Raw genomic sequence first — 22,140 nt, 5'->3', positions numbered from 1 at the left:
GAGTAGCATTAATGCAACTAAAACCAATCAATCAGCAGGTTGTTGCCGTCGTTGGGGCGAGCAGCGGCATCGGGCGCGAGACAGCCCTTCAGTTCGCCAAGAAAGGGGCAAAGTTAGTTGTCTCAGCTCGTAGTGAGTCGAAGCTAGCATCCTTGATGGACGAGATTCGTAGCCTTGGTGGTGAAGCAACGGCTGTGGTAGCTGATGTGTCAGAATTCGAGCAGGTGAAGGCGATCGCAGATCGTACCGTAGAGGTATACGGGCGGCTCGATACCTGGGTACACCTCCCTGCCGTGGGCATCTTTGCCACATTCGACAACACCACACCAGAAGAGTTTAAGCGCGTTATTGATGTTAGCTTGATGGGGCAGGTATACGGTGCAATGGCGGCGCTACCCCATCTCAAGCGAGAGGGACGGGGGGCGCTAATCCACATTTCTTCAATGGAGGGTGTGCGAAGTCTCCCTTATCAAAGTGCATACTCCGCAGCCAAGCATGGGATTGAGGGATTCCTCGAAGCAATGCGCGTCGAGCTACAACATGAGGGCATCCCCATCAGCGTGACGAGTGTAAAACCAGCGGTCATCAATACACCTTTTTGGAACAATGGTCTCACCAAGCTAGGCGTGAAGCCGTCAGGGATACCGCCCTACTACGACCCTAGGCTGGTCGTAGACGCAATCCTCTATGTTGCCGAACATCCCACTCGTGATTACTTGGTTGGGGATGCAGCGAGAGCGCTAGATGCACTACAGCGGCTCTCGCCGGAACTGGCAGATACCTTGTTGCTACTCATCGGCTTCCAAGCCCAACGAACCAATGAGCCGAAGTCCTCAAGCGATCGCAACAACCTTTATGAGCCTGTCCCCGACGATACTAGAGTGGATGGAGATTTTAGCAATCTGGTGATACCGAGCTTTACTGACTGGCTGGCTAAGAATCCGGCTCTCCAGTTGGGTGCGATCGCTAGTACCGTTGCCTTAGCTTTGCTCGCGACACAAGTTTTCAAAAATGAAGAGTGAATTGAGTGCTGTGTCGATCGTGTTTTAAATATCTGTAAGGGCATGAAACTACCATGCCCCTACTTCTCAAATCAACATTAACCAGTAATCGACTCTTTAACCATTCACGTCATTTAAGCGCGAGGTGATAAACCGATCCATCCATTTCGCTAAATAAGCTTGATTCGCTGCTTGCTCAGAGGGATCGGTGGTGTCAATGGGGTGGGGTGCCAGTCCCAAAATTGCGGCAGTCGTCACGCAAAACATCGACTTTTGGAAACTGATGCAAATTTGCACCCGCAAATCATCTTCTCCCCGAAGGCTGCGACGGTATAACTCGTATAAATATTCGGGTATAAAATGACGCATATCTTGCATCAGTTGCGTCGGTGGAATTCCAGCACCGCCAACCGGCAGTGGATCGGCATAGAGAGCGCCGTATTCAAATCTACTTTGATCGGGAGAAATTTGCTGAGCCTGGGCATTATAGGAAACCGTTCCTAAGAAAGGCGTCCCTCTAAAGAAAATCGTTTCCACATAGGGCACAGCGACATCAGGTAAAAAGGTTAACCCGGCTGATTTGGGAATGATGTCATAAACCTTGTCTTGAATTTTTACTGAGTAAGTAATTGGCGAAGCCGCCGCTGCGACCAAACCCGCCAGGATATGTTCTACCACATCAGGGATTGATTTGATTTCTCCTCGGTCATAGCGGTCAGATAAGGTGAGAAACATTTCGCTCATCACCTCCCAGAATTGACCGAGAGCGCTGTAATAAACTTGCTGACGGACTTGTTCGAGCAAAAACTCTGGAAACAGTTTGTCCAGACCTCTAATGGGCAAGTTTGTTTTAATTTTGGCTTCGATTGCGGTTCTCGCGTGCTGGTAGAACTCCGGTGAATCTAAGTAAGCATCCATACTACCGCCACCGTGCCATAGCATCACCTTCATCACGTACTCGGCGTACTCATAATTAATCCGGTCGTGCCACCAATGGCGCAGCAACTTCTTAAAAGTAATCTCGCCATTGAAGTATTTAAAGAAGGGAAACAGCACTAAGAATTGATGATCGGCAATGTAGAGGAGATTTTTATAATAAGCATCCAGGACGATTCCATAGCTTTTGAGAATGCCGACAACTTCTAATACATTCTCTGGCGTATCCTCAAGTAAAGCTTTTCCAGATTGCAGCCGGTTAATATACGCGGCTAGAGGGTGATTTGAGAATTTTAAAGCGGTGCTTGGCATGAGACTTATTCGTAACCGTAAAATGTGTATGAAAAAATTAAAAGAGGAAATATTTTCAGAACTGCCTGCTGATTGACTCCCCCGACTCCTTCCCTAAGAGGGGAGAGGAGTCATTTTCCCGCTTCCCTGGTCGGGAAGAAGATTGGGGTATTCGGTCTATTCGGTTTTGATATCCACCGATTTAGCAATCGGAGAAACTTCCGCGACCATACTCGATCGGTTGAGCATGGCTGTCATCGTGGATTCACTCCAACGCACCATCCAGTTAGGCTGTATTCCCAGGATGACAATCAGAACTGCTAGAAGCATCGCCGGGTAGCGATCGCTCCACTGGACGGGTGGCAAATTCATAGCTTTTTCAGACAGGCGTCCGAAAAAGGCGCGGTTAACCAAAAGCAAAAAGTACACGGCGGTTAAACCTGTTCCCACCAGACACAGGAGGGTTTGAACCGGAAACACGGGGAAACTGCCCCGGAATACCAAAAATTCTGAAATAAAACCTACCATGCCGGGAATCCCGGAACTTGCCATGACCCCGACTATCATCAAGCTACCAATTAGGGGCAAGCCGCGCTCTGGATTGAGCAAACCCTTGAGAGTTTCTATATCGCGGGTGCCTGTCTTGTTATAAACGACACCTACCACCAGAAACAGGAGCGATGAAATTAAGCCGTGGGCAATCATTTGGAAGACGGCTCCCATCAGGCTTAGGGGGGTGGCGGCGGCTGCTGCTAACAGGATGTAACTCATGTGAGCAATGGAGCTATAAGCCACCATTTTTTTCATATCTTTTTGAGCGATCGCATTGAATGCACCATACAACGCGCTCACGACCGCCCAAGTCGCCAACCAAGGTGCCACAACCGCCCACGCTTCAGGGAACAAACCCAATCCAAACCGCAGTAACCCATAGGTTCCTAACTTCAACAACACACCAGCCAACAGGACGGAAACCGGCGTTGAGGCTTCTACGTGAGCATCCGGCAACCAGGTGTGGAAGGGAACTAAAGGAATTTTGATGCCAAAGCCTACCAAAATTCCTGCCAACAGCAGAAATTGTGTTCCCAAGGGTAGGGACAGGGCATACAATTTTTCAAATTCAAACGTCGAGGCACCACTAAGTAGCACTAACCCAAAGAAAGATGCCAAAATTAGAATTCCAGAGACTGCCGTATAAATAAGAAACTTTGTGGCTGCGTAGCCTCGCCGTTGTCCTCCCCAGATAGCAATCAACAGATACAGCGGAATCAGTTCTACCTCATAAAAGAGGAAAAACAACAGCAAATCCTGCGCTAAAAAGGCACCAGAGACAGCCCCATTCAACAATAAAATTAGAGCGTAATAGAACCGAGGTCTCTGAATAGAGTCATTCGTGCTGTAAAGAGCTATTCCTGTTAAAAGACTATTTAAAACGAGCAAAGGCAAAGACAAGCCATCCACACCGAGATGGTAGGTCAATCCTAAGGTGTCAATCCAAGGGATAAACTCAGAAAACTGTAACAGTCCCTCTGTATATTGAAACTGGCTCACTAGGAAAATAGACCAGATAAAGACACCACTAATAACAGCCAGAGCCACTTTCCGGGGGACTTGCGGGTTCATGGTTCCGGGCAGAAACCCGATTATCGCAGCGCCTATTACCGGCAACCAAATCAAAGCACTGAGCATACTAGGGAACGGGTAATTTTTAATGGGTAGTTGGTAGTTGGTCGTAAGGGTAAGAGGGAATGGATTGGGGATTCCATTACCCATTCCCTCTTACCAATTACCTAAGGACAACTCGGAACTCAAAACACTTAAAATGGGCCAGAGTATGAGAATGCTTAAAACGCTTAATCCTACGAGGATGGTGAGTAAATAAAACTGGGACTGACCTGTAGCGTTGTACTTTAAGCTTTGCCCGCTGAAAATTGTGGCAACGCCAACCAAGTTAACGAATCCATCTACTACATAGCGATCGATCCAAGCATTTAACCGCGAAAGTCGGTCAACTGCAAAAACCACACTCACGCGGTAAAGTCGGTCAATATAAAAATCGTAGGCGAACAAGTCTTGCAGAAATCTGAAGGGAATCCGAACGGATCTAGACCAAGTTCTGGGTAGATAAATCACGCTTCCTAGAACTGTGCCAATTAAGCCGGAAATCACCAGTAGCAGCAACGCTTGTTGGTTGAGATATTCCCAATCAGGCAGCAGTGACAAGCGCTGCATCATCACAGGGACGAGCAGTGTGACTACGATCAAAGACACCATCGGCACAGCCATCGGCCAAGGAACCTCTGGTGCCCTGCGAGTTTTTGCCTGGGGTTCGCCTAAGAAAACCAGACGAAACACGCGAGTTAAATTTACGGCGGTCAGGCAGTTAACTAAGAGCAAGACTGCTACCAGCCAGGGTTGGTTTGTGAAAAAGTCATCAATCCCCAGGCGCAGTGCCCAAAAGCCTCCCAAGGGCAGGAGTCCGACTAATCCAGCGCTGCCGACCAAAAAGGCAGTGGTGGTTGCTGGCATCCGCGACCAGAGACCGCCCATTTCCGTAAGGTTTTGGTTGTTGGTGGTGATGATGATGGAACCGATACTCATGAACAATAACGCTTTGGCGATCGCGTGGGCAAACAGCAACATCAGGGCAAAACCCGTCCATTGCAACCCGACGGCGATAAACACCAAACCCAAGTAAGCGCTGGTGGAATGGGATAAAGCTCGTTTAATATCAATTTGCGCGATCGCCACCAACGAAGCACCAATCGCCGTCATTGTGCCAATCGCCACCAAGGCCGCCGAAGCCACCGGGGAAAGGATTAAGATTGGCTGGAGTTTAATCAGCACATAAGCACCACAAGCCACCACGACCGAGTTTCGCAAGATTGAAGCCGGGTTAGGCCCTTCCATCGCCTCATCTAGCCAAAGATGCAGCGGGAATTGGGCACATTTTCCCACCGGCCCAGCAATCAATGCCAATCCTAATAACGTGGATGTTAATGGCGATAAGGTAGCCGTTTCCGCCCACTCATATAAATCGGGAAAATCCAAGGTTCCTGCTACAGTTGATAGCGCTACCACCCCCATCAATAGCAAGATGTCTCCCACCCGCTTGGTTAGGAAGGCATCTCGCGCGGCTGTCACCACTAGCGGCTGAGCATACCAGAACCCTACCAGTAAATAAGTGGAAAGGGTCAGCACTTCCAACAAGGCATAGGTGAGAAACAAAGAGTCGCTAATGGCTAAGCCACTCATCGCCCCTTCAAAAAATCCCATCAAGGCAAAGAAGCGAGCTAATGCCCAGTCTTTCTCCATATACCCCAAGGCAAACAGTTGCGCCAGGAGGCTTAAGCCCGTCACTAGCTCCATTGCCCCAACACTCACGGCTGAGATATCCAAAGCAACGGTCAGATCTAAATCTGCCACCTGTAGCCAATGGAATACAAGCTTTATCGGCTCTTGGTTCCAGGTACTTCTGAAGACAATCGTGCCGTGTACAAACGCCAAGATAGTCATCAACAGGTTAAAGTAAGCTGCTGGGCGTGGGCCTGTCCGACGAATAAATCCAGTTGACCACGGCAGGGTAAGAACTGCCCCCAGTAATCCATAGAAAGGCACCCACCAACTTGTCTGGGTGAGAAACTCTGTCATATTAGGAAAGCCCTTGCTATTTTCTTCATCAATCGACTTGCTCACCAAGAGGCACTCGGAAGTAGTTCCCAGGCAAACTATGGCGATCTTGTAAACGTCAGATTAATAGGTTTATTTTTTTTTCAGTATGACGTTTTTTTGCTGTAAATTAACACTTGAGAACTCCAAAAATTATTTATACTCATCTTGAACTCTCCTCATAGCTATTAAAAACATCGGTATGTTTACCTACTATACCTATGTTTATAAAGCAAATTTGAAAAATTTATACCTTGAAAAGCTTTAGCTTATTAGTGTCTAATTTTGACACGGACTAAGCCCTAGGAAAGTCTTCATTTTTTTTTGAAAATCCCCCCCAGTGCGGTTTACAGGAGATAATCCTGTAGACTATTCAAAAGTAATAAAGAAATTATAAAACATAAGGAAGCATTCCAGAAACGGATAAGCTTTTATTGAACAGAAACGCCATTTTGACGACCGTTAAGTTTTCTTAAACTCTTTAATATAAAAATATCATAATAGTTTATATTGTCAAGTAAGCCTCGCTTCTCTATGCTTAATGATGCGAGGCTAAGCGATAGTTCTTGAGATGAAAGAATGGGTGTCCTCGTCCAAATTTTACAAGAAGTACAAATTAAGGCGAGTGTAGGTCCCACTAGGTAGGAGATAATAAATGCCAATTGCGGTTGGAATGATTGAGACCAAGGGCTTTCCAGCGATTGTAGAAGCTGCGGATGCGATGGTTAAAGCGGCTCGAGTTACACTGGTAGGCTATGAAAAAATTGGTAGTGCCCGGGTAACGGTAATTGTTCGGGGGGATGTGTCTGAGGTGCAGGCGTCAGTATCCGCCGGAGTGGATGCAGCCAAGCGCGTGAATGGCGGAGAAGTTCTGTCCACTCACATCATTGCGCGTCCTCATGAGAACCTGGAGTATGTGCTACCGATTCGATACACGGAAGTTGTCGAACAGTTCCGGACGTAAGGAGGGTGAAGACGCCAGCAGCGCTCCGGTGGCGGTGTTCCCTTATATATTTTTAGGTCGCGTCTCAACTCGAAACCCCGAAAAGTCCAAATTTTCAAGTCAAAACACTTAAATTAAGCGAAGGAAGAACTGATGGCAATTGCAGTTGGAATGATTGAAACACTAGGCTTTCCTGCCGTTGTGGAAGCTGCGGATGCGATGGTAAAAGCTGCCCGCGTCACGCTAGTGGGTTATGAAAAAATTGGCAGCGGTCGCGTCACCGTGATCGTTCGGGGAGATGTCTCGGAAGTACAGGCTTCTGTATCGGCGGGCGTTGATTCCGTGAAGCGAGTGAATGGCGGTCAAGTACTGTCCACTCACATTATTGCGCGTCCCCACGAGAACCTGGAGTACGTTCTGCCCATTCGTTACACGGAAGCTGTTGAACAATTCCGGGAAAGTGTTAGTGGCATTCGTCCTTTCAATAGGCCGTAAGATTAGGTCATGGGTAAGGGGTAATGGGTCATCGGTAATGGGAAAAGACCTTTTTCCCAATTACCAATTACCTTGTTTCCTTTTTTCCCCAATTACCGATCATGCAAATTGCCAAAGTTCGTGGCACGGTTGTTAGCACCCATAAAGAGCCTGGCCTTCGAGGCGTCAAGCTATTGCTGTTGCAATTTATTGATGAAGAGGGGCAGATCCTACCCCAATACGAGGTAGCTGGCGATCAGGTAGGCGCTGGTATAGATGAGTGGGTTCTGGTTAGCCGTGGGAGTGCTGCCCGGATTGTAGATGGCAGCGAAAAGCGTCCTCTCGATGCGATGGTGGTGGCGATTATTGACACGGTCAGTGTAGACAATCGCCTCCTGTACAGCAAGAAAGAACAATATCGTTAGTTACTTTGTTCAGTTAGTGAGGTTTAGAGATATGGCAGCCCGCAGCTTTGCGGCTCCCCCGACCCCTTGGTCAAAAAGTTTGGCGGAACCGAAGATTGACGCAAGCGCTTACGTGCATTCTTTTTCCAACATTATTGGAGATGTGCGGATTGGCCCTCAGGTGTTAATTGCACCGGGAACTTCGATCCGAGCTGATGAAGGAGCGCCATTCTACATCGGCGAAGGCACGAATATCCAAGATGGTGTCGTGGTTCACGGTTTGGAACAAGGTCGAGTCATTGGGGATGACAATCAGGAATACTCGGTGTGGGTCGGGAAGAATGCTTCCTTAACCCATATGTCTTTGATTCACGGCCCCGCTTATGTCGGGGATAATTGCTTTATTGGCTTCCGCTCTACGGTATTTAACGCTAGGGTGGGCAAAGGCTGCATTGTGATGATGCACGCCTTGATTCAGGATGTAGAGATTCCTCCAGGAAAGTATGTCCCTTCGGGAGCGGTGATTACCAATCAGCAGCAAGCTGACCGCCTATCGGATGTGCAAGCACAAGATACCGACTTTAGCCGTCATGTCGTTGGGATTAATGAGGCACTAAGAGCTGGCTATCTGTGTGCTGGAGATACTGCGTGTATTACACCTATTCGGGATGAGATGAGTCAACCCAACCAAGGTGGGCGCGATCGCCGTGCAGCTACACCAGCTTCGACGAGTGCCTCTTTTAGCGGTGACTTGGCACAACAAGTGCAAAGCCTGCTGAATCAAGGCTACAAGATTAGTACCGAATATGCGAACGAACGCCGCTTCCGCACGAGTTCCTGGACGAGTGGGAAAGCAATCGAAGCCCGGTCAGCCTCGGAAGCGATCCCAGCGTTAGAAGCGATCGTAGCCGAACACCCAGGGGAATACGTGCGCTTGATTGGCATCGACTCCAAAGCCAAGCGACGGGTGCTAGAGCAAATTATCCAACGTCCCGGCGGGCAGGCACCCACACAAGCCAAAGCAACTAAAACTGCTAACACTAAATCTAACAACGGTAGCGCTCAATCACCGGCTAACACCGCTAGCGCACAGCTCGGCGGCGACTTGGCACAACAAGTGCAAAGCCTGCTGAATCAAGGCTACAAGATTAGTACCGAATATGCGAACGAACGCCGCTTCCGCACCAGTTCCTGGACGAGTGGGAAAGCAATCGAAGCTCGGTCAGCCTCGGAAGCGATCGCAGCGTTAGAAGCGATCGTAGCCGAACACCCAGGGGAATACGTGCGCTTGATTGGCATCGACTCCAAAGCCAAGCGACGGGTGCTAGAGCAAATTATCCAACGTCCCGACGGCGCACCTATGGCGAAGGGTGCCAAAACTGCCCCAGCCAATAGTTCAACAGCCAATAGTTCAACAGCCAGCGCTCCGCAGATTGAAAACAGTTCTCTGTTAAATTCAGAAGCGATTGAGCAGGTGCGAAATATATTGGCTCAAGGCTACAAGATTGGCACGGAACACGCCGATGAGCGCCGCTTCCGCACCAGTTCTTGGCACACTTGCTCTCCGATTGAAACAAATCGGGAAGTAGAAGCGATCGCTGCTTTGGAAGCTTGCATGGCTAGCCACGCCGGAGAGTACGTGCGCTTCTTTGGAATTGACCCCAAAGCCAAGCGTCGCGTCAACAAACCGTTGCTGATTCAACAGCCAGCGAAGAGCGGTAGCCGCTAGAACAAGGATGAAGAATGTAAGGATGAAGAATGAAATTTTTCATTCTTCATCCTTTAGCAGGGATGAAGGGTAAAAAAGAAAAATTCAATTCTTGTTCCTTCAGCCAAAAGTTATTTCGCCACTCCTTACTTTCTAGCCCCATGCACTTGCCGCTACTGCCGCCACTTGGCAACTCTCAAGTTTATGTGAAAGGGGATGTAAGCATTGATGACGGCGCTGCGATCGCTCCGGGAGCGATCCTGCAAGCAGCTCCAGACAGTAAAATTATCATTGCTGCGGGTGTCTGCATCGGCATGGGAACTATTCTTCATGCCTACGAAGGCACCATAGAAGTGGAAACAGGGGCAGTATTGGGAGCTGGCGTCCTTGTCGTCGGCAAAAGCAAGATTGGTGCGAATGCCTGTATCGGTTCCACGACGACGGTTTTTAACAGTAACGTGGAGTCTTGGCAAGTCGTGCCACCGGGTTCTCTGTTCGGAGATAACACTCGTCAAATTGCCGATACTCCAACTGCTGATACCCCAACTGCCGACACCCCAACTGCCGCTTCCAGCGAGGCTGTTTTAGATCCGCAAGTCAACCAAGAGGACGTCCCCGCAGCATCCACTGGCGAGGAAACTCAAAATGGGCAAGCGATGGCTTCTACTCTCTCCACATCCAGCAGCGAAGACACCCCGAACGAGCTAACGCCGTCATCTCCAACCGCTGGGACTCCAGTCTATGGACAAGCGAACCTCAATCGGCTGCTGACGACTTTGTTTCCTCACTATAAATCCGCCAACCACCCCCCCAAAGACACTCAAAGTTCATAGTTTTGACTTTTGGCAGTTATCAGCACTAGCAATTATCAACTAATCTGTGACTGTGGGCATACTAAAGTTAGGCGCAAGAATAGTTTCTCTGGGAGGTCATCGGTGGAGGTACAACAGCCAGGACTGGCTCGATTTGAGCGGCAAAGTCAATCCAAAAGCTTTAAAGACACTGCTTTGGGCATGGTTTCGACTCAGAGTTTCCCTGCGATCATCGGCTGTGCCGATATGATGCTGAAGTCCGCTGGGGTAACGCTCATCGGGTTTGAGAAAATTGGTAGTGGTTACTGTACTGCGATTGTCCGAGGTGGCATTGCCGATGTCCGTTTAGCCGTCGAAGCGGGTGCCCAGACTGCCGAACAGTTTGGTCAGTATATTTCCTCTTCGGTGATTCCTCGCCCCCTGCCAAATTTGGAAGTCATTTTTCCGCTTGGGAAACATTTATCCCAACTTACCGATAACAACGGTTACAGCCGTCTCAGCAATCAAGCAGTTGGTTTATTAGAAACGCGGGGCTTTCCGGCGATGGTTGGAGCTTGTGACGCCATGCTCAAAGCAGCAGAAGTGTATCTGTCTTCCTACGAAACGATTGGCGGTGGTTTATGTACCGCGATTATTCGGGGTTCTGTGGCAGATGTCGCCGTGGCTGTCGAAGCGGGGATGCAAGAAGCCGAGAGGATTGGGGAATTTAATTCTTTAATGGTGATTCCTCGACCGTTGGACGACCTGGAGCAATGCCTGCCTGCGGCGGCTTGTTGGATAGAGGAGAAACCCCAACCCCTGAAATTGCCAGTCGCTATCAAGGAACAGGAAAAACAGCTGGTGGAATTGCCAGATTTAGCTAAGCTACCAATTCAGGTTCAAGAATAATTTAAATCTTAGATTGTGAATGTAGCACTCAGTAGAGAGGCTGAAAATTTCAGCCATAGGGAAAGCGTTGCACATTTATGACTCTGATGTTTGGGGGAAATCAGCCTGCAAAACACAGGATGAAAATGAATGATAACTTCCCAAATCAAGCATCAAGTAAATGTACAACGCCTTTAGGAAGGAAGACTGTTACTTTGTTCAGTGATTCAATCATAACCTTGAATCTTCATGGATAAAAGGTATTATTTGCGATAGGTACAATAGAGTTTTATCTATAACTGGCAGGAGAAGGGCGTTTGAAGCAGGCAACGCTACACCAGTTGAAGGTTTTTGAGGTGGTTGCTCGCCACGGGAGCTTTACCCGTGCGGCAGAAGAACTATTTCTCACCCAGCCTACTGTCTCTATGCAGGTGAAGCAACTCACCAAGGCTGTTGGGACACCGCTGTTTGAGCAGGTGGGCAAGCGCCTTTATCTTACAGACGCCGGACGCGAACTGATGGTAACGTGCCGGGAAGTCTTCGAGCGATTAGCTCAATTTGAGATGACTCTGGCTGAAATGAAAGGGCTGAAACAGGGAAATTTGCGGTTGAGTGTGATTACAACCACGAAGTATTTTATCCCGCGTTTATTAGGGCCATTTTGCCAGCGTTATCCGGGAATTGATATCGCCCTCCAAGTGACGAATCACGAGCGGATTCTGAGCCGTATGAGCGAGAATCTAGACGATTTGTATATTCTGAGCCAAATACCAGATCATCTGGATATCCGCTGCCACCCGTTTCTAGAAAACCCGTTGGTGGTGTTGGCACCTATCAATCATCCACTGGCTCAGCAAAAAAATATCCCTCTCTCTAGTCTGACGGGTGAGCCGTTTATTATGCGCGAGGCAGGATCGGGGACGCGCTCATCAGTGCAAAATTTATTCGAGCGGCATGAGGTTGCGGTGAAAGTCCGGTTGGAGTTGGGGAGTAATGAAGCGATCAAGCAAGCGATCGCAGGTGGCTTAGGGATCTCTGTCTTATCTCGCCACACGCTAGGGCTGGATGGTGTCAGCAGCGAACTCACTATCCTTGATGTGGAGGGTTTTCCCATTAGCCGTCATTGGTATATCGCTTATCCGGCTGGCAAACAACTCTCCGTTGTCGCTCGCACGTTTTTTGATTATCTCTTGGAAGAAGCGAAGCGAATTGCGGGTGAGACACCGGCAAGTAGTAATTAGATTTTTCAGGAAGCGTTTGCTGTGGAGACTTAGTTGGAATTAAGCCGGTGATAGGTGTATAGAGACACGAATTGCTGAAGTATTGGCGCAGCTTCAGTTATAGGCGACCCAATTGAGCCTATCCAACGCCGCTTAGGTAAAGGATGAAATGATGTCGCAGATGGAAGAAGTTCGACAGCTAATTCTAAATTCTTTAGATGAAACAGAACTCTCTCTGGGAGGCAAACAGCTCGCATCTCTACCAGCAGAAATTGGGCAATTGCATTCTTTGACAAAACTCAATCTGAGTGGCAACCAACTGGCATCCTTGCTAGCAGAGATTGGGCAACTACATTCTTTGACATATCTCAATCTGAGCTTAAACCAGCTTGCATCCTTGCCAGCAGAGATTGGGCAACTACATTCTTTGACATATCTCAATCTGAGCTTAAACCAGCTTGCATCCTTGCCAGCAGAAATTGGGCAACTGCATTCTTTGACATATCTCAATCTGAGCTTAAACCAGCTTGCATCCCTACCAGCAAAAATTGGGCAACTGCATTCTTTGACATATCTCGATTTGAAGTACAACCAACTGGCATCCTTGCCAGCAGAAATTGGGCAACTGCATTCTTTGACATATCTCGATTTGAAGTACAACCAACTGGCATCCTTGCCAGCAGAAATTGGGCAACTGCATTCCTTGAGAGAGCTAGATTTGGGTGACAACCAGTTCGCATCCCTGCCACCAGAGATCGGGCAACTACATTCCTTGACATATCTCAATCTGAGTGACGATTCCATTCAAGATTTATCGCTGTTAGCCAACCATCCCAATCCAGAACTGAGGGTTGATTGTTTTGGTGTTGAGCTTCCTCGCCGCTACTGGACGCACCTGAATCAGTGGCAAGCCGAATGGCTGCTGACAGAAACTAATGCGGAAGTGCGGCGAGTGTTGATTCAGCAGATTGGCTGCGATCGCATTTGTCAGGAGTTGGCAACGCAAACAATCGATACCTGGCGCGAATACACCCTGCTCAAAATTAATGCAGATATTGATGTCGAACCCATCCATCTGCTGAAAATGACCTGTCCCAGCACGAACCACCTTCACGTCCTGCGCGTTCCACCCACCCTTACCTTTGCCAGAGAAGCGATTCGCTGGGTAAACTGGGACGTTGACCCAGAAGCATTTGCCGTCGAAACCTAAATCGACTCCTACATGGGAAATTTGCACTTGAACGTGAAATTAACAGCTATCTCGTCCAAGCCAACCAATTAGAAAATAACTTCTTCACAAACGGCGTTAGACGAGTGCGGTTATAAGCATCTGCTGCCTTGCGAATCGCTTCGGCTTGCGTGGGATAGGGGTGAATAACCGTAGCAAGCGTTTTCAAGCCAACATTTCCTACCATCGCTAAGGTGACTTCGCTAATCATGTCACCTGCGTGTCTCGCCACAATGGTTGCACCTAAAATTTTATCGGTGCCTTTCTTGACGTGAATTTTGGCAAATCCTTCTTCTTCGCCGTCTGCAACTGCTCGATCCACCTCACTCAATGGAATGAAGTAAGTATCCACCTCCATTCCTTTTTCCAACGCATCTTTCTCGTACATCCCCACATGGGCAATTTCTGGAGCAGTGTAGGTACACCAAGGCATTGTCAGCGTACTAAGTTTTTTGCGCCCAAAAAACAAACTATTCTGAATCACAATCCGGGCAGCAGCATCAGCAGCATGGGTGAATCTCCATTCCATACAGATATCACCAGCAGCATAAATGCGAGGGTTTGTTGTCTGAAGCTTGTCATTGACAATTACCCCTTTTTTGGTGTCATATTGTACGCCTACCGTCTCAAGATTTAAGCCTTCAACATTAGGCGCTCTCCCAACTCCAGTCAGGATTTCATCAACTGTTACTGAAGCTTCTTTTCCATTCGCTTCGTAATAAATAACTTTTCCAGCGCTGCTTGTTTCAACTCGCTTAATTTTGGACTGCAATATTAACTTAATCCCCTCCTGAATAAACGCCTGTTGCACAATTTCGACTGCATCAGCATCCTCTTTGTCAAGAATATGGGCATTTTTATGTAACAGCACCACTTCTGAACCAAGCCGCTGGAACGCCTGAGCCAGTTCGCAGCCGATAGGACCACCGCCAATTACTGCTAGTCGTTTTGGTCGTTCTGTGAGGGAAAATACGGTTTCGTAAGTGAGATAACCTGCCTCTTGTAACCCTTCAATCGGGAGATTAGCTGCACGCGCACCTGTAGCAATAACTGCTTTTTTAAAACGTAATTTCTTTCCCGCGACTTCGATAGTGTCAGAACTAGAAAACCGAGCATCTCCCAAAAATACATCGATACCCAACTTTTGAAATCTTTCCGCAGAATCGTGATGACTAATCCCGGCACGAATTCGCCGCAGCCGCTCCATTACGGCAGAAAAATCAACTTCTGTCCCTTCAGGAACGCGAACACCAAATCGCTCTGCATCCCGAATATCTGCAACAACACGAGAAGAGCGAATCATGCATTTCGAGGGAACGCAACCCACATTGAGGCAATCTCCACCCATCAAATGCCTTTCAATTAACGCGACTTTAGCGCCTAAACCGGCTGCACCTGCGGCTGTCACCAGTCCCGCAGTACCCGCTCCAATTACAACCAAATTGTAACGAGGTGCAGGTTCGGGATTCACCCAATCAGGCGGATGTACGTGAGCCACCAAAGTTTGGTTATAGACATCCATTGGTGACACAGTAACCCGTTCAACTCCTAGCTGTGGCATTATAATTCCTCCTGATTAACGCTTTCTTCTAATGCTTTTCGAGCGATGCGCGTAACATAAATCGTCACAGCAACAGTGGCAATAAATCCAACGATGCGAACTACCCATTGGACTGTTTCAGTTTCGGGATTTTTGGGCTGTACTGCTCCAATTGTGGCAATACTACCAGCTAAAGAACCGATATAAACATACATAATCGTTCCTGGAATCATGCCAATAGAAGCTAAAAAATAATCTTTCAGGGAAACTTGGGTGATTCCAAAAGAGTAGTTTAAAAGGTTGAAGGGAAAGATAGGTGAAAGCCGAGTTAAAAGAACAATTTTGAATCCTTCCTTGGCAACAGCTTGGTCAATGACTTTAAACTTAGGATTGTTTTCTATTTGCTTGGAAACCCACCCACGAGCCAAATAACGCCCCACTAAGAATGCAGCAGCGGCTCCGAAAGTGGCTCCGATGAAGACGTAAATTGAACCTAAAATTACACCAAAAACCACACCCGCTCCCAAGGTGAGGATGGAGCCAGGAATGAACAGTACCGTGGCTAGGATGTAGATAACCATAAAAGTCACGGGTGCCCAAAATCCCAAGCTGTCAATCCACTCTAAAGCGCTTTTCAACTGTTCCTGGACATTAAAATATTTAGCTGCAAAGATGAGAGCAGCGATAAGAGCAGCAACTAGAAAAAACCCAAAAATCCGTTTTATCTTTGAACTGGAGGGGCTTTGTACTGATTCATTCTCCATAACCTACCTCACTAACACAGATATGGAAGCTGGCACTTAAAGATTAAACTAATTTTTACAATCAAATTTGGCTAACAAATGATTTTTACCTGAGAATTGATAATGATTTTATTAAAAAAATGTTAGATTTTTCTAAAAATAAGCTTAAAGTGTCCCGCAAAAAACTACTTCTTTAGAAAGATGTGAAAAATAAAAAGTAGAACTAAACAAAAGCTAGAATGGATGAAAGCTGAGATGTGAGAGGAAGTATATGAGACTATAAAATACTAGCTTCACCCAGATGCGATCGCTTGCGTCGGCGATTCAGTTATACCATTTCCATTTTGATGTACTACATGAAGCTCCTCCTAACCACCCAAGAGAATAAACGGAGAACAGATGTGTAGTATCAGCACCTTGAATTGGAATTGACTGTACGTAAAAAATCTAAGATGTTAACCGGAGACCTAAGGACATGGATGAGGAAATCATTAAACAACTGAATATGGAAGTTGAAGCGATGAGCTTCAACGAGTTAAACGAACTTGGCAATAGAGCAGTTAGTTTAGGGCTGATTTTGGGTCACGGCTATCGAAGTAACCAGTACGAAATCCTTCGCAAAAATGAGGTAGTCATGCTACCACCCAAAGAAGCAGCCGCTTATCTAAAAAAATTGATTGGAGAAGTTGGGGGCTAAATGATAATAGGGAATGGGAGTAAAATTGGGGATAGGAAAAGTGCATCTACCATTTACTTCCTAGTAACAGCTATCAATGACCCGAAATTAGCAATTATCAGTTTTTTATAAATTTGCAGACATGACAAATCAGCATGTATTTATTTTCGAGGGAGAACGCGCCGGAAATTATGATAAAGAAATTCTTTTCTGGGTGCCTGGATATGAGCTGATACACGATTTGTTGCAGGCGGTGCTTCAAGTGCGCCTCCCGGAAGAGTCCTCACTGTTAATTTCTGGTTCGGGTTCGGGTAAAGAACTTGAGATTCTGGGTAAGGCAAATTCTTCATGGCGGCTGCTGGGAGTAGATCCGTCTCCGGAGATGATGAATATTGCTAGCGATCGCATCCAGAAAGCCGGACTCCAAGAGCGCGTCAGCCTGCATCAAGGCATTGTGTCTGACTTACCTGAAGATATTTTGTATGACGCCGCCACGTTGATTCTAGTCATGCATTTTTTCCCCGATGACGGAACCAAGCTAGCAATGCTTCGCAGTATCGCTCAACGGCTCAAGCCAGGTGCTACTTTTGTGCTCGTGGATTCATACGGGGAGTCGAATTCGGGTCAAGTTGAACGAAAGTTTGAAATCCTGAAGAATTACGTTCTCAAAAAAGGTATTCCTCCAGAGCAGGTACAGCAGAGGCTCGAAAATCTTCCCAAAAATATCCACTTAGTGCCGGAAGAGCGGATCGTTGCGCTGCTTGAAGAGGCTGGTTTTGGGATGGTGGAACGCTTTTATAGTGCCTTACTCGTCGGTGGTTGGATTGCGAAACGTGGGGAATAAATAGCGCGTTGTATTAGTTCATTAGATGAAGGATAAAAGGAACAAATTCCCTAATTAGTGACAATCTCAAACTCTAGCTGATGACTTTCCTGAAAGTTATGGGTGAAATGATCGACTACGTTTGTATCGCTGAGTTCAAGATTGTAGAAATCTACAAATTCATGATCAAAATATGGCCCAGCGTGCCAAGTTCCGACTTCTAACTTGATAAAGCAATTCCCTGGAATACGGAAAGCTGTAATATCTTCTAATGCAGGTTCGTCAGTATTAGGATTCGGAGGCGCAACCGCAATTAACCAGTCTTTCCCTTCCAGCGAACCCAGACATTGAGTGCATTGGACGTGGCGCGTGATTTTGTGAAACTTGCGACCTTTGTGTTGCAGCCGCATAATGTAAAACCGGGGAACTCCATTTTGCAGGTTTAACTGCGCTTCTTCGGAATCATAAAGTTTGCCGTCAACACTTGCAGAGATTACTTGACCATAACACCGAAAATTTTCTGGTGTTATCAATTCGGCGTGTAATTGTTGCACTGTTTTTGATGTATTCATATCAAACTTGTTTGTATTTTCATCATTTTAATGGTCATTTTCATCCGAAAAAACCTAGGAAAGCAAATTACCCACAAACTGGAAGTTTGGGGCTATACAAACCAATTCCGCCTACGCGGACTTAATTTAGCCTGCGGAGGCAGGCTTTGTTTGTGTAGCTTTGTTTGTGTAGCCGCGATTTCAATTGCCAGGTATTTTGCTTACTCAGTTTTGGGTTTGTATGGAATAATTGAAGCTTGCTTCTCCCCATCACTTGGTCTTGTATACCACCAAGCCCAAGCAATTAAGACTGCTTGGAAGGGAAGTCTTATTGCTTGGAACCAAGGTGAGTTTGGAATAGGATTGAGGTCGATACTATTCACTGCCATATTGATATTGGCAGGAAAAACAAAGATAAAAAGAGCAAGCAGTCCCCAAGCAGCCGCATGACTTACGGGAGGAACTAATAACCCAATCCCGCCCAGGATTTCAAAAAAGCCGCTGATATATACCAGTTCCAGAGGGTAAGGAAGTTGCGACGGCACGAGTTTAACAAATGGTGCTGGGATGGCAAAGTGCGCTATGCCGACGCCGATGATACACACACACAGAATCACTCGCAACAGTTCTTTGTTCTTTTTGATGTATTCCATCTCACCCTATACAGACTAACGATTAGAATTTGCTGACAAATTTTGTCGCTTCTTCAGTTTATTCAGTTTGATGTTACTTTGTTTTCAGCCAACAGTTGGAAAAATAGACTGGCGTTAGCATAGCGATCGCATCCCGGAATCGCGCAAAATAAGGAACTACATTAAGACTATCTCTCTGAGGGCGATCGCATGATGGAATATAGTCGGCGCAAATTTCTCCTGTACGGTTCAGCTACCTTGGGTACCAGTTTGTTGCTGAAGGCTTGCAATGGCAGTCCTACCCCAACAGAAACAGCAGCTAGCGGGGATACTTCTGCTAAAACGGGTAAGGATTTAAAAGTTGCCATCGTTTTGCCAGGGATTATCACAGATAAAGCTTGGAACCAGGCTGGCTATGAAGGCGTGACAACTGCTAAAGAACAGCTAGGAGTTGAAATTGCTCACGTTGAGAAGGTGGAACAAGCGGATCAGGCAGAAGCTTTGTCAGATTTTGCGCGTCGTGGCTACAACTTAGTGTATGCCCACGGGGGACAATTTGATGCGGCGATTGAGCAGGTAGCAGCGCAATTTCCGAAGACGTTTTTTGTCGGTGTCAATGGTACGGTGAAAGGCGATAACATGGCGTCTTTGCGAATCGATCATTTGCAAACCAGTTATCTGTGCGGCATCATAGGTGCCTTGATGACAAAATCAAATAAAATGGCTTATCTAGCGGCTCAATCTTTTCAAGCAACTGATGAAGAATTGCGGGGATTAGAGTTAGGCGCGAAGTCTGTTAAACCAGATATTAAAATCGCTGCCAGTTATACGGGCGATTGGAATGATGCGGCTAAGGCGAAGGAAGCGACGCAAGCGTTGATTTCTTCAGGCGTTGATGTGATTTATCAGTGGCTGGATAATGCTTCTCCTGCGGTGCTGCAAACCGCCGCTGAGAAGGGAGTTTTTGCTTTCGGCAATACAACAGATCAGATGGATGTTGCGCCAAAGGCGGTATTAACCAGTGCGGTGAAGCGAATTGACTTAGCGATCGCATACTTAGCCGATCTTGCTTTGAAGGGCAATCTGAAAGGTGAGATTTATAAAATTGGTTTGGAAAATCCTGAGATTCTCTATCTTGGTAAATTCGGGGCAATGGTGCCAAAAAATGTAGAAGAAAAAGCACTTAATACGAAGCAGGCAATATTAGCTAAAAAAGTTACATTTGAGTCGTGTAAAGAGGGAGGAAAAGATACTCGGTGTGTGAAGCAAGCTTAATTCAGTTGATATCTCTTCGCCTATCACCCGCCGGGGAATTAATTCCCCGGCGGTATATTGGCTAAGCCAATTACCAAGAAATATTAAAAATGACCTATTTACGTCTTGAAGGTATTACCAAACGGTTTGGCACCTTTATCGCTAATAACAACATAAACTTGAGCGTTAGTTGCGGATCAATTTATGCTCTGCTAGGCGAGAACGGAGCTGGTAAAACTACTTTAATGAATATCCTTTGCGGACTTTATCAGCCAGATTCCGGTCAAATATACTTGCAAGATAATCCAATACAAATTGCTTCAGCAAGTGACGCGATCGCGCATGGAATTGGCATGATTCACCAGCACTTTATGTTGGTGCCGCAATTGTCAGTAACCGAAAATATTATTCTTGGAACCAGCTTCGATTTGCGGCTAAATATAAAAGAGAAAGCGCAGGCGATCGCGCAACTCGCTCAGTCTTATAGTTTAGATGTAAATCCATTCGCAAAAGTGGGGGATTTACCTGTAGGAGTTCAGCAACGGGTAGAGATTCTCAAAGCACTTTACCGCAACGCCAAGTTGCTGATATTAGATGAACCAACAGCGGTGCTGACGCCGCCAGAAGTAAAGATATTAGCGGCTATCTTGCGCCAACTTGCTAAAGAGGGACATACGATTATTTTTATCAGCCACAAGCTAGAAGAGGTGATGAATCTCTGCGATACTATCACCGTGTTGCGGCGGGGTGCGGTGGTAACGACAACTAAAACCGCAGATACGAATACTCAAGAATTAGCACGATTGATGGTAGGGAGAGAAGTCTTATTTCATCTAAATAAATCTGCTCATTCTTCTGGTGAAGTACTGCTAGAAGTACAAAAGTTGCAGGTTCAGGATGAGCGGAATTTGCCAGTTGTGAAAGATATATCCTTTCAACTCCACGCAGGCGAAATACTGGGAGTTGCGGGGGTTGATGGCAATGGACAGCGAGAGTTAGCAGATGCGATCGCGGGTTTGCGTGCTATTACTTCGGGTAGAATAATGAACCGCATTAGGGAAGCCATGCGCGTTAGCGCTTTAGACGCCAAGAACACAAGGGAAAGAGGAGAAGAAAGAATTACAGCTTATATTCCAGAGGATAGGCAGAAAATGGGTTTGATAATGGGATTTAGTATTGCCAGAAATCTCATTCTCAAAGTTTTTAAATTTCTGCCATTTTGCCGCCGTTGGTTCCTCCAGTATGAGGTAATTAATCATCATGCGGTTGAGGCAATGCAAAACTTTGATATTCGCGCTGAAAATCCATCGATTAAAGTTAGCCAATTGTCCGGCGGCAATCAACAAAAAGTGGTGTTAGCACGAGAACTTTCTGGCAACCCAGCTTTAATTGTGGCAATGCAACCGACACGCGGTTTAGATGTCGGTGCGACTGAATACGTGCAGCAACGCTTATTAGCTGAACGAGAACGAGGTGCGGCAATTTTGTATATTTCTACCGAATTAGAAGAGATTATGGCAATGAGCGATCGCATTGCCGTCATGTATGAAGGACAATTCGTGGATATCTTAGATGCTGCCACTGCAACGGTGGAACAAGTTGGCTATTTGATGACTGGTGGTATTTCGGCGGGTATTGAAGGGTAGCGATCGCAATCAGTTAATATAGTACAAACTTACTAGATTGCGTTTCTAGGGGATAGCCAACTATGGGCATAGAGGCAAAATTCAAGCAAGTGTCTCCATATCTGTTAGAGAAGCTAAAAGAATACCCAGACTTTGCAGAGGTGTTCTTTTATGCAGAATTGCTACCCGACTCTGATTACTGGCGAGAGTATCCGATTGATCTAAATAATCCTAGCGAGGTTGCGGATTATGAAGATTTCATAAATTGGGTTGGAGAGACGTTGCAAAAATTAGAGGAGGAAAAGCCAGAAGAGTCTGAAAAAATGAAAATAGAAATTCCTTTAATTATTGCAGAGGGGAAAACATTACCTTTAGATATAGGTAGAAAGTGGCGTGAGTTACATTTTGTACTCACAGGAAAAGATTACTCTATTACTCTGCCTTTTTTAATAAGTAAAAATGAAGAAGATAATTTACCTTCAATTAATGCAATTTGGGGCGGCAAAAAAATAGAATACAACTTTGATTATGGATTATTACGATACTTGACAGATGATGAAGTTAAGCAAGTAGCAAAGGCTTTATCAAAGTTTTCCCCTGCAATGATCGGGGAAAGATTCAAACTTAGAGGCTGGAAAGAAGATTTTTTTGATTATTTATTCCAGTATACGTACAATCCGCTAGTGAAGTATTACCAAGATGCTGCTGAGAAGGGAAATGCGATGTTTCTCTACTTAACATAG

Annotated in this window: 21 protein-coding genes; 14 read left to right on the top strand and 7 right to left on the bottom strand. The window is 46.4% G+C overall.

Annotation, left to right across the window (positions count from 1 at the left end):
• Positions 1 to 11 precede the first annotated feature (11 nt).
• Positions 12 to 1,022: an SDR family oxidoreductase gene (locus tag NDI33_RS00565; RefSeq protein WP_190678140.1), complete on the top strand. Its 1,011-nt coding sequence runs from the start codon at positions 12 to 14 to the stop codon at positions 1,020 to 1,022.
• A 96-nt stretch (positions 1,023 to 1,118) separates the two neighbouring features.
• On the opposite strand, the gene NDI33_RS00560 is transcribed toward NDI33_RS00565, so the two are convergent.
• From NDI33_RS00560 to NDI33_RS00550, 3 genes are all read right to left on the bottom strand, one after another.
• On the bottom strand, positions 1,119 to 2,249 hold the full coding sequence (locus tag NDI33_RS00560; RefSeq protein ID WP_190528613.1) for a CO2 hydration protein: 1,131 nt from the start codon (positions 2,247 to 2,249) through the stop codon (positions 1,119 to 1,121).
• 156 nt (positions 2,250 to 2,405) lie between these two features.
• On the bottom strand, positions 2,406 to 3,917 hold the full coding sequence (locus NDI33_RS00555) for an NADH-quinone oxidoreductase subunit M (RefSeq protein WP_190412282.1): 1,512 nt from the start codon (positions 3,915 to 3,917) through the stop codon (positions 2,406 to 2,408).
• 90 nt (positions 3,918 to 4,007) lie between these two features.
• Positions 4,008 to 5,879, bottom strand: coding sequence for an NAD(P)H-quinone oxidoreductase subunit F (locus NDI33_RS00550; RefSeq protein WP_190678567.1), 1,872 nt, complete (start codon positions 5,877 to 5,879; stop codon positions 4,008 to 4,010).
• Positions 5,880 to 6,552: 673 nt separating this feature from the next.
• On the opposite strand from NDI33_RS00550, the gene NDI33_RS00545 reads away from it, so the two are divergent.
• The 8 genes from NDI33_RS00545 (at position 6,553) to NDI33_RS00510 (ending at position 13,535) form a co-directional block, all read left to right on the top strand.
• The gene (locus NDI33_RS00545; protein ID WP_190412141.1) at positions 6,553 to 6,861 is read left to right on the top strand and encodes a carbon dioxide-concentrating mechanism protein CcmK; all 309 of its coding nucleotides are present in this window, start codon (positions 6,553 to 6,555) and stop codon (positions 6,859 to 6,861) included.
• Between the two features lie 132 nt (positions 6,862 to 6,993).
• Positions 6,994 to 7,335, top strand: coding sequence for a BMC domain-containing protein (locus NDI33_RS00540; protein WP_190412142.1), 342 nt, complete (start codon positions 6,994 to 6,996; stop codon positions 7,333 to 7,335).
• Positions 7,336 to 7,436: 101 nt separating this feature from the next.
• Positions 7,437 to 7,739 carry a EutN/CcmL family microcompartment protein gene (locus NDI33_RS00535; RefSeq protein WP_190412143.1) on the top strand — a complete coding sequence of 101 codons (303 nt, stop codon included), beginning with the start codon at positions 7,437 to 7,439 and terminating at the stop codon, positions 7,737 to 7,739.
• A 31-nt stretch (positions 7,740 to 7,770) separates the two neighbouring features.
• Positions 7,771 to 9,447 carry a ribulose bisphosphate carboxylase small subunit gene (locus tag NDI33_RS00530; protein ID WP_190678138.1) on the top strand — a complete coding sequence of 559 codons (1,677 nt, stop codon included), beginning with the start codon at positions 7,771 to 7,773 and terminating at the stop codon, positions 9,445 to 9,447.
• A 29-nt stretch (positions 9,448 to 9,476) separates the two neighbouring features.
• A complete protein-coding gene (locus NDI33_RS00525; protein ID WP_242033249.1) occupies positions 9,477 to 10,259 on the top strand; it encodes a carbon dioxide concentrating mechanism protein in 783 nt (260 codons plus the stop codon).
• A gap of 102 nt (positions 10,260 to 10,361) precedes the next feature.
• Positions 10,362 to 11,126, top strand: coding sequence for a BMC domain-containing protein (locus tag NDI33_RS00520; RefSeq protein WP_347275941.1), 765 nt, complete (start codon positions 10,362 to 10,364; stop codon positions 11,124 to 11,126).
• 296 nt (positions 11,127 to 11,422) lie between these two features.
• Positions 11,423 to 12,346, top strand: a complete 924-nt coding sequence (locus tag NDI33_RS00515; RefSeq protein ID WP_190412145.1) for a LysR family transcriptional regulator — start codon at positions 11,423 to 11,425, stop codon at positions 12,344 to 12,346.
• 148 nt (positions 12,347 to 12,494) lie between these two features.
• Complete coding sequence (locus NDI33_RS00510) at positions 12,495 to 13,535, top strand: leucine-rich repeat domain-containing protein (RefSeq protein ID WP_190678135.1); 1,041 nt, start codon at positions 12,495 to 12,497, stop codon at positions 13,533 to 13,535.
• Between the two features lie 46 nt (positions 13,536 to 13,581).
• On the opposite strand, the gene NDI33_RS00505 is transcribed toward NDI33_RS00510, so the two are convergent.
• Both NDI33_RS00505 and NDI33_RS00500 read right to left on the bottom strand, forming a co-directional pair.
• On the bottom strand, positions 13,582 to 15,114 hold the full coding sequence (locus NDI33_RS00505; RefSeq protein WP_190678133.1) for a mercuric reductase: 1,533 nt from the start codon (positions 15,112 to 15,114) through the stop codon (positions 13,582 to 13,584).
• Positions 15,114 to 15,857: a TVP38/TMEM64 family protein gene (locus NDI33_RS00500; protein ID WP_190678129.1), complete on the bottom strand. Its 744-nt coding sequence runs from the start codon at positions 15,855 to 15,857 to the stop codon at positions 15,114 to 15,116. Before NDI33_RS00500 ends, NDI33_RS00505 begins: the two co-directional genes overlap by 1 nt.
• 454 nt (positions 15,858 to 16,311) lie before the next feature.
• Between NDI33_RS00500 and NDI33_RS00495 the strand changes: the two genes are divergently transcribed.
• Together NDI33_RS00495 and NDI33_RS00490 are read left to right on the top strand one after the other, a co-directional pair.
• The gene (locus tag NDI33_RS00495) at positions 16,312 to 16,533 is read left to right on the top strand and encodes a hypothetical protein (RefSeq protein WP_190436149.1); all 222 of its coding nucleotides are present in this window, start codon (positions 16,312 to 16,314) and stop codon (positions 16,531 to 16,533) included.
• A 121-nt stretch (positions 16,534 to 16,654) separates the two neighbouring features.
• Positions 16,655 to 17,356, top strand: a complete 702-nt coding sequence (locus NDI33_RS00490; RefSeq protein ID WP_190678126.1) for a class I SAM-dependent methyltransferase — start codon at positions 16,655 to 16,657, stop codon at positions 17,354 to 17,356.
• A gap of 50 nt (positions 17,357 to 17,406) precedes the next feature.
• On the opposite strand, the gene NDI33_RS00485 is transcribed toward NDI33_RS00490, so the two are convergent.
• Both NDI33_RS00485 and NDI33_RS00480 read right to left on the bottom strand, forming a co-directional pair.
• A complete protein-coding gene (locus NDI33_RS00485) occupies positions 17,407 to 17,907 on the bottom strand; it encodes an ureidoglycolate lyase (protein ID WP_190436143.1) in 501 nt (166 codons plus the stop codon).
• A 200-nt stretch (positions 17,908 to 18,107) separates the two neighbouring features.
• Complete coding sequence (locus NDI33_RS00480) at positions 18,108 to 18,530, bottom strand: DoxX family protein (RefSeq protein ID WP_190668246.1); 423 nt, start codon at positions 18,528 to 18,530, stop codon at positions 18,108 to 18,110.
• Between the two features lie 198 nt (positions 18,531 to 18,728).
• Between NDI33_RS00480 and NDI33_RS00475 the strand changes: the two genes are divergently transcribed.
• From NDI33_RS00475 to NDI33_RS00465, 3 genes are all read left to right on the top strand, one after another.
• A complete protein-coding gene (locus NDI33_RS00475; RefSeq protein WP_190678122.1) occupies positions 18,729 to 19,793 on the top strand; it encodes a BMP family protein in 1,065 nt (354 codons plus the stop codon).
• A gap of 89 nt (positions 19,794 to 19,882) precedes the next feature.
• Positions 19,883 to 21,418 (top strand): ABC transporter ATP-binding protein, encoded by a 1,536-nt coding sequence (locus NDI33_RS00470; protein WP_190678119.1) that lies wholly within the window; start codon positions 19,883 to 19,885, stop codon positions 21,416 to 21,418.
• A 62-nt stretch (positions 21,419 to 21,480) separates the two neighbouring features.
• Positions 21,481 to 22,140, top strand: a complete 660-nt coding sequence (locus NDI33_RS00465) for a DUF1877 family protein (protein WP_190678116.1) — start codon at positions 21,481 to 21,483, stop codon at positions 22,138 to 22,140.

The sequence above is a fragment of the Trichocoleus sp. DQ-A1 genome, assembly GCF_039961955.1.
GTDB lineage: Bacteria > Cyanobacteriota > Cyanobacteriia > Cyanobacteriales > FACHB-T130 > FACHB-T130.
This window is presented reverse-complemented; position numbering and strand designations above follow the sequence as displayed.

Bases quoted from the DNA above. Each gene is read 5' to 3' on its own strand.
- NDI33_RS00565 (WP_190678140.1), top strand. From the start codon at position 12: ATGCAACTAAAACCAATCAATCAGCAGGTTGTTGCCGTCGTTGGGGCG.
- NDI33_RS00560 (WP_190528613.1), bottom strand. From the start codon at position 2,249: ATGCCAAGCACCGCTTTAAAATTCTCAAATCACCCTCTAGCCGCGTAT.
- NDI33_RS00555 (WP_190412282.1), bottom strand. From the start codon at position 3,917: ATGCTCAGTGCTTTGATTTGGTTGCCGGTAATAGGCGCTGCGATAATC.
- NDI33_RS00550 (WP_190678567.1), bottom strand. From the start codon at position 5,879: ATGACAGAGTTTCTCACCCAGACAAGTTGGTGGGTGCCTTTCTATGGA.
- NDI33_RS00545 (WP_190412141.1), top strand. From the start codon at position 6,553: ATGCCAATTGCGGTTGGAATGATTGAGACCAAGGGCTTTCCAGCGATT.
- NDI33_RS00540 (WP_190412142.1), top strand. From the start codon at position 6,994: ATGGCAATTGCAGTTGGAATGATTGAAACACTAGGCTTTCCTGCCGTT.
- NDI33_RS00535 (WP_190412143.1), top strand. From the start codon at position 7,437: ATGCAAATTGCCAAAGTTCGTGGCACGGTTGTTAGCACCCATAAAGAG.
- NDI33_RS00530 (WP_190678138.1), top strand. From the start codon at position 7,771: ATGGCAGCCCGCAGCTTTGCGGCTCCCCCGACCCCTTGGTCAAAAAGT.
- NDI33_RS00525 (WP_242033249.1), top strand. From the start codon at position 9,477: ATGAAATTTTTCATTCTTCATCCTTTAGCAGGGATGAAGGGTAAAAAA.
- NDI33_RS00510 (WP_190678135.1), top strand. From the start codon at position 12,495: ATGATGTCGCAGATGGAAGAAGTTCGACAGCTAATTCTAAATTCTTTA.
- NDI33_RS00505 (WP_190678133.1), bottom strand. From the start codon at position 15,114: ATGCCACAGCTAGGAGTTGAACGGGTTACTGTGTCACCAATGGATGTC.
- NDI33_RS00500 (WP_190678129.1), bottom strand. From the start codon at position 15,857: ATGGAGAATGAATCAGTACAAAGCCCCTCCAGTTCAAAGATAAAACGG.
- NDI33_RS00495 (WP_190436149.1), top strand. From the start codon at position 16,312: ATGGATGAGGAAATCATTAAACAACTGAATATGGAAGTTGAAGCGATG.
- NDI33_RS00490 (WP_190678126.1), top strand. From the start codon at position 16,655: ATGACAAATCAGCATGTATTTATTTTCGAGGGAGAACGCGCCGGAAAT.
- NDI33_RS00485 (WP_190436143.1), bottom strand. From the start codon at position 17,907: ATGAATACATCAAAAACAGTGCAACAATTACACGCCGAATTGATAACA.
- NDI33_RS00475 (WP_190678122.1), top strand. From the start codon at position 18,729: ATGATGGAATATAGTCGGCGCAAATTTCTCCTGTACGGTTCAGCTACC.
- NDI33_RS00470 (WP_190678119.1), top strand. From the start codon at position 19,883: ATGACCTATTTACGTCTTGAAGGTATTACCAAACGGTTTGGCACCTTT.
- NDI33_RS00465 (WP_190678116.1), top strand. From the start codon at position 21,481: ATGGGCATAGAGGCAAAATTCAAGCAAGTGTCTCCATATCTGTTAGAG.